The following is a 6,938-nucleotide window of genomic DNA, read 5'->3' as shown; positions in this document are numbered from 1 at the left end:
CAGTAAGATTAAGAACACGGACTGTTAAACACCGCCGACTAGATTGCTTTTTGCAGGCGTAGGATCGCCGCTCCCGAATAGCCCGCGAAACGGACATTGTACTGACTGCCATGACTGTCTTCCTGCCCGTTTCCACAACTGCCCGGGGAGCCTGACCGCACGCGATGCCCGATATCATGACCATCGCGGCCTGCAGTACCGTTCTGGCAGCCATCATGTGCATCGGGATGCTGCTGTCGTGGTTCAAGGACGGCCGCCCAGCAAGGCTGAGCTGGCTGTTCGCCCCGTTCGGCATCGGCGTTCCGGCCGGCATATTGCTGACCTGGCCCGACATATTGCCCGGCCCCTGGGGCCTGCGGCTCGGCTGGTATTTCCTGACCCTGGTCTATGGCGCGGCCTGGACGGCCGCCCGCGTGCTCGGGGGAAGGCGTCCGCGCCTGCTGGAGATCCTGCTGCCCTGCACCGCCGTGTTCCTGTTCTCCTGCACACTCGGCGCCGACGCCCACATGCCGCAACTGCGCATGTTCCCGCGCGTCCTGCTGTTCGCTGCCTACAACGGGCTGGCGGCCCGCGAATTCAGCCGGATGCGCCGCCCGCAGCTCCCCTCGGCAACGACGCTCTACTGGATCTTCGCTGGCTTTTTCCTGTTCGATCTGGCCCGCAGCCCCCTCGCCCTGTTTCTTCCCGCCCCGTTCGGGCCGAAGGAAACCGAGGTCTGGTCCATTGCCCTGTTCAATTTCCTGATCGTTCTCGAAGGCGCCTTGCTGAGCCTGTTCGTCACCGCGCTCAACCGGGAACAGCTGGCCGAACAGCACTACCGCCTCGCCTCGATCGATCCGCTGACCGGCATCGGCAACCGGCGCGCGCTGGAGGACCGGATGCAAACACTGACGGACGGCTATGGGCGGAACAAGACCGTCGCCGTCGCCGTGATCGACATCGACAACTTCAAGGCGGTCAACGACCAGATGGGCCATGCCTTCGGCGATCTCGTCATTACCAATGCGGGCCGGATGGCCGCGAAAGTGTTTGGCGCCGACAATGTGTTCCGCGTGGGCGGAGAGGAATTTGCCGCCGTCATCTTCGCGTCGACCGAAGGAGAATGCCTGACCCGCGCCGAAACGATGCGGACTCGCTTCGCCGGCTTGCGCCACGGTTCCGGCGCCGAATCGCGCGCCTGCACCCTGAGCATCGGCCTTGCCGGCATGGACCGGGCGGAAGACCACGACACCGCGTTCAGGGCCGCCGACCGCGCACTCTACATGGCCAAGCGGCTCGGCCGTAACCAGACGATCATGGTCGACGCCCACTGCCCGCCCGAACAGCCGGCCAGCACCCCGGACCGCCGGGACCCCGTTTCTCTGTAATCAGCACTGTAAAGCCTGCCCTTCGCGGCACTACAAAGCGGCAGGAAATACCGGGCCTTTCGCCCACAGGCCGTTCACGGCCAATTCGCTACAAATCCTGTTAGATGCTTTGCAAGAACAGGAAGATGTGTTTCCCTCTCCTCATCTACGGCATTGAGGAGGGCATGTAGTGGATACCGGTTCCAGCGCAGGCAATACGCCGCTCGTCGATCGCGCCAAGGCGATCCTGTTCCAGCCCAAGGCCGAATGGCCGGTTATCGCTGCCGAGCCGGACACGCCGTCCGGCATCCTGAAAAGCTATGTCCTGCCGCTGGCCGCGATCGGCCCGGCCGCGGGTTTCATTGGCGGGCAGTTGTTCGGACACGGTATGCTGTTCGTGCACTTCCGTCCCAGCCTGATGAGCGGCCTCATGACCGCCATCATGAGCTATGTCATGGCCATCATCGGCGTATTCATCCTGGCCTGGATCGCCAATCTGCTCGCGCCGAAGTTCTCCGGCGCGATGGACAAGACCGCGGCTTTCAAGCTCGTCGCCTATTCCATGACGGCCAGCTGGCTGGCCGGCGTGTTCAGCCTGATCCCGGCCCTGTCGGTACTGGGCCTTGTCGGCCTCTACAGCCTTTACCTGTTCTACGCGGGCGCGCCGGTGCTGATGAAAGTGCCGCAGGACAAGGCGGTCGCCTTCACCGCCGTCACGGTCGTGTGCGCCGCCGTCCTGGCGCTGGTCGCATCGACCGTTTCCACCGCGGTCGTAGGGCTGTTTGCCGGGCCTGCGCTGTTCTCGTCCGCCGATGGCATAAGCTCCGGCAGCGGCACGATCTCGGTGCCCGGTGTCGGCAAGATCGACACCGGCAAGCTGGACGAGATGAACAAGCAGATGGAAGATGCGGCCAGCGGCAAGACCAAGCCGGTCCCGGTCGACAGCCTCAAGGGCCTGCTGCCCGAGTCGATCGGTTCCTATGCCCGCACTTCGCTTCAGACTGTCGGCGCCGGCATGATGGGCGCTTCGGCCGAAGCGGAATATGCCGCCGACGGAAAGAGCTTCACGCTGCGCATTGCAGACTTTCACGGCATCGGCGCGATTGCCGCCATGGGCGCCGCAATGGGCATCGAGCAGTCGAAGGAAGACGCGGACGGCTACGAGAAGACCGGAACCGTCGATGGCCAGATGCAGACCGAATCCTGGAACACCAGGAACCAGAACGGAAAATTCGGCCGCATGATCGACAACCGCTTCCTCGTCGAAGCCGACGGATCCGCCGAAAGCATCGATGAACTCAAGGCCGCCGTGGCGGAAATCGATCCCGGCGCTCTCAAGAAACTGGCGGACTGATCTTCCCGGCTGATCTTCAGGACAGGATTCCGGCGTCCCCTTACGGCAAGACGGGGCGCCGCCATTCCGGCGCCCCGTCCCTTCGGATCAGAGCGCGGCTTCGATATCCTTTTCCAGGCTTTCCGGCTTGTCGGTCGGCGCATAGCGGCGCACCACCTTGCCATCGCGGCCAATCAGGAACTTGGTGAAGTTCCACTTGATCGCCTTGCTGCCCAGCAGCCCCGGTGCCTCGGCCTTGAGCCAGTCGTAGAGCGGATCAGCGTTGGCGCCGTTGACTTCGACTTTGCCCATCAGCGGGAAAGACAGGCCGAAATTCACTTCGCAGAAATCGGCGATCTCGTCCGCATTGCCCGGCTCCTGGGCACCGAACTGGTTGCACGGGAACGCGATCACTTCGAAACCGCGCGTCCCGTACTTGCGCCAGAGCGCCTCCAGCCCCTTGTACTGCGGGGTGAAGCCGCATTTGCTGGCGGTATTGACGACCAGCACGACCTTGCCGAGGCGGTCGGCGAGACTGATCGTCTCGCCGTTCGGCAAGGCCGCGGTAAAATCCGCAATCGTGCGCAGATCAGGCATCGCTACCCGGGTAATCCGGCCGCCGGTAAAGGTTGCGGATCTCGCCGATCCGGAAGGTGTGATCACCATCCTTCTGGATCGCGTAGTCCTGCTGCTTTTCCTCGGGCAGATCCATCACGAAGTGGACCAGTTCGGCCACCGTGCCGCGGCGGATGGTCTTGAAGCGGTGGAACAGGCCGCCGCCGTCCTCACACTTGTGCAGTTCGGCCGAATCGTTCCAGCCGAAGCCCTTGGGGGCGCCCTCGTCGTTCTGGATGGTGGACGGGGTGTCGCTCATCGCGGGGTCCTTTCGTTCATTCCTCATGGGTCGATGTGGACACTGGAAACCGGAAAATCAACGCCGGCGCCAGTGCGGATTATCTATGCCAGAACACCGTCATGCCAGAACACCGTCATGCAGGCGCACGACGCGGTCCATCTGCGCGGCAAGCCGCTCGTTGTGGGTGGCGACCAGCGCCGCGCTGCCCTGATCGCGCACCAGCGCAAGGAACTGGGTCAGCACGACATCGGCCGTGGCTTCGTCAAGATTGCCGGTGGGCTCGTCCGCCAGGACCAGCCGCGGCCGGTTGGCGAGCGCGCGGGCGACCGCCACGCGCTGCTGCTCGCCGCCCGAAAGCTGGCTGGGCCGGTGATCGAGCCGCTGCCCCAGCCCGAGCGCTTCGAGCAATTCCCCGGCCCGCGCTTCGCATTCGCCGCGCGGCTTGCCGGTGATGAGCTGCGGCAGCACCACGTTCTCGATCGCGCTGAAATCGGGCAGCAGGTGATGGAACTGGTACACAAAGCCGATGTGATCGCGCCGCACCGCCGCGCGCTGGTCCTTGCCCAGCTTGCTGGCATCGATGCCAGCAATCTCGATCCGGCCGCCAAAGCCGCCTTCGAGCAGGCCGATCGCCTGCAGCATGGTCGACTTGCCCGAGCCAGAAGCGCCCAGCAGCGCGACGATCTCGCCGGGATTCACCGCCAGGTTCACCCCGCGCAGCACATCGATGGTGACACCGCCCTGCGCGAAGCTGCGAGTCACATCGGTCAGGCGGACGACGGGTTCCATGGCGGCCTCACTCATAGCGCAGCACCTGCACAGGATCGGTGCTCGCCGCCTTGAAAGCCGGGTAGAGCGTCGCGAGGAAGCTGAACACCAGCGCCATCACGCAGATCACGGTGATCTCCACCGGATCGGGGCGGCTGGGCAATTCGGTCAGGAAGCGGATCGAGGGATCCCACAGGTTCTGCCCGGTCATCCGCTCCACCGCGTGGACGATCGGCTGGCGGAAATAGAGCGAGATCAGGCCCGTCACGAGCCCCAGCAGCGTCCCCAATGCGCCGATGCAGAAGCCCGTCGTCACGAAGACCTTGAGCAGCGATTTTCGCGTCGCCCCCATCGTGCGCAGGATCGCGATGTCGCGCGTCTTGGCGCGCACCAGCATGATCAGCGAGGAGAGGATGTTGAACACCGCCACCAGCACGATGATCGAAAGCACCACGAACATCACCACCCGCTCGACCGCCAGCGCCTCGAACAGCGAGGCATTGATGGTCTTCCAGTCGGAGATCACCGCCCTGCCCGCCAGCTGGCGCGAAAGCGGGGCCAGGATCTCGCCGACCTTGTCGGGATTGTTGGTGGTCACTTCGATCATGCCGATCGTGTCGCCGGTCAGCAGCAAGGTCTGCGCATCGGGGATCGGCATGACCACGAATGCGCTGTCGTAATCATAGACGCCGATCTCGAAAATCGCGGCGACGCGGTAGGCGATCTGGCGCGGCACCGTGCCGAACGGCGTCGAGCGCCCCTGCGGGTTGATCACGGTGATGATATCGCCCACTTGCGCGCCAAGGTTCTGCGCCAGTTGGGAGCCGATCGCGACATTGTCGCTGCCCACCTGCAACTGGTCGAGATTGCCGTCCAGAACCTTGCTCTTGAGGCGGTTGATGTCGGTGCGGGTGTTGCCGCGCACCAGGATCGCCTCGACCCGGCCATTGAAGCTGGCCAGCAGCGGCTGTTCGATCAGCGGCGAGGCACGGGTAACGCCGGGCGTCGCCTTCACTTCCTTGAGCACGTCCTGCCAGTCGTCCAGCCGGCCGCCATAGGCCTGGATGATCGCATGGCCGTTGAGCCCCACGATCTTGTCGAACAGTTCGGCGCGAAAGCCGTTCATGACGCTCATGACAATGACCAGCGCCCATACGCCGAGCATCACGGCGACAAGGCTGATGCCCGCGACAAGCGCAATGAAGCGCTCGCCCTTGCCGGGAAGCATGTAGCGCTTGGCGATAGTCCATTCGAAAGGGGATAGGATCAACGGGCGGGTCCGTCTGTGATCGGATTGACGAAGCGGCCTTAAGGGCATGGGCCCAAACTGGCAAGCGACTGACGGGCGACTGGCAGGCGGCTGACGGGCGGCGCCCCGGTCTTGCAGCCATTTCACTTGTCCGGGCCGCCCGCCGGCCGGTATTCTCCCGCCGACCTCGCGCCCCGGGAGAGCGGCCATGGACTATGCGCGCCTTCGCTACGATTTTCGCGATGCAGCGGAACGGACTCGAGTCGTCGGCAATCTGGAGCGGCTGCGGGCCGGGCTGGATGACAAGCTGCCCGCCAAGGACCAGACCAGCACCCTGCTCCTCGCCACCTGGAACCTGCGCGATTTCGGCAGGGATTACCTCGCCTCGCTCGTCCCCGGATACGACAAGGCGAAAATGCGGCGCGGCGCCGGCCCGCGGCTGCGCGAAAGCCTGTATTACATTGCGGAAATCCTCTCCCGCTTCGATTTCGTCGCCGTGCAGGAAGTGAACGATATCGAGGAATGGGAACTGCTGATGGGCATTCTCGGCCACGATTTCGACTATATCGCCACCGATGTCACGGACAGCCGGCTGGGCGGCAATGGCGAGCGGCTGCTGTTCCTGTTCGACCGGCGCAAGGTGTTCTTCCGCAAGATCGCGGGGGAAATCGTGCTGCCCGCCAAGATGCTGGTATCGGCCGCCGCCACGGACGAGGACAACGACGGCAAGCAGTTCCGGCGCTCCCCCTTCATCACCGCGTTCCAGGCGGGGTGGTTCAAGTTCGATATCTGCACCGTGCACATCTACTACGGAGCCGATTCCGGCCCCCAGCTGCGCGAGCGGATCGCGGAGATTGACCGCATCGCCGCCTATCTGGCCGATTACGCGAAAGACGCGCTGCACCGCGCGCAGACGCTGTTCCTGCTGGGCGATTTCAACATCAAGAGCCCCGAGCACGAAACGATGACCGCGCTCAAGCGCCATGGTTTCAAGTCGCCCGGCGAACGCTATTTTCCCAACAACATTTCCGAGACGATGTACTACGATCAGATCGCCTACCTCAGCAAAGGCGAAGGCGCCGACTTCTCGGGACAGACATTCGTGGCCGAGCGCGATTTCGGGAATTTCCGGTTCTTCGACTACGTGTTTCGCGACAACGATACCGGCGAATATGCCCAGGCGATCACCCGGTCCAACAAGGACAATTACCGCGACTGGTCGACCTACCAGATGTCGGACCACATGCCGCTGTGGGTGAAACTGAAAGTCGATAACAGCACGGCCTACCTGGAAAGCCTGAAACAGGCGTGAGGCCGGTGTCCTCACGCATTGTCCTCACGCATTGTCATCACCCATTGTCATCACAGGGTCACAGGCCGGAGCCA

7 protein-coding genes are annotated in these 6,938 nt (G+C 63.7%); 3 read left to right on the top strand and 4 right to left on the bottom strand.

The genetic code is table 11. The annotated features are described in order from the left end of the window. Positions 1-164: 164 nt before the first annotated feature. Both NN5_RS07200 and NN5_RS07195 read left to right on the top strand, forming a co-directional pair. Complete coding sequence (locus tag NN5_RS07200; protein WP_067733406.1) at positions 165-1,367, top strand: GGDEF domain-containing protein; 1,203 nt, start codon at positions 165-167, stop codon at positions 1,365-1,367. Positions 1,368-1,536: 169 nt separating this feature from the next. After that, on the top strand, positions 1,537-2,700 hold the full coding sequence (locus NN5_RS07195) for a Yip1 family protein (RefSeq protein ID WP_067733405.1): 1,164 nt from the start codon (positions 1,537-1,539) through the stop codon (positions 2,698-2,700). 87 nt (positions 2,701-2,787) lie between these two features. Here NN5_RS07195 and NN5_RS07190 read toward each other — a convergent pair whose 3' ends face one another. The 4 genes from NN5_RS07190 to NN5_RS07175 form a co-directional block, all read right to left on the bottom strand. Further along, the gene (locus NN5_RS07190; protein WP_067733404.1) at positions 2,788-3,276 is read right to left on the bottom strand and encodes a glutathione peroxidase; all 489 of its coding nucleotides are present in this window, start codon (positions 3,274-3,276) and stop codon (positions 2,788-2,790) included. After that, positions 3,269-3,553, bottom strand: a complete 285-nt coding sequence (locus tag NN5_RS07185) for a hypothetical protein (RefSeq protein WP_067733403.1) — start codon at positions 3,551-3,553, stop codon at positions 3,269-3,271. The genes NN5_RS07190 and NN5_RS07185 overlap by 8 nt, the downstream gene beginning before the upstream one ends. Positions 3,554-3,652: 99 nt before the next feature. Further along, positions 3,653-4,339 (bottom strand): ABC transporter ATP-binding protein, encoded by a 687-nt coding sequence (locus NN5_RS07180; RefSeq protein WP_084384786.1) that lies wholly within the window; start codon positions 4,337-4,339, stop codon positions 3,653-3,655. Beyond that, complete coding sequence (locus NN5_RS07175) at positions 4,332-5,573, bottom strand: lipoprotein-releasing ABC transporter permease subunit (protein ID WP_067733400.1); 1,242 nt, start codon at positions 5,571-5,573, stop codon at positions 4,332-4,334. The genes NN5_RS07180 and NN5_RS07175 overlap by 8 nt, the downstream gene beginning before the upstream one ends. A gap of 187 nt (positions 5,574-5,760) precedes the next feature. On the opposite strand from NN5_RS07175, the gene NN5_RS07170 reads away from it, so the two are divergent. Then, a complete protein-coding gene (locus tag NN5_RS07170) occupies positions 5,761-6,864 on the top strand; it encodes an endonuclease/exonuclease/phosphatase family protein (protein WP_067733399.1) in 1,104 nt (367 codons plus the stop codon). Positions 6,865-6,938 lie beyond the last annotated feature (74 nt).

The organism is Novosphingobium naphthalenivorans NBRC 102051 (genome assembly GCF_001590985.1).
Taxonomy (GTDB): domain Bacteria; phylum Pseudomonadota; class Alphaproteobacteria; order Sphingomonadales; family Sphingomonadaceae; genus Novosphingobium; species Novosphingobium naphthalenivorans.
This window is presented reverse-complemented; position numbering and strand designations above follow the sequence as displayed.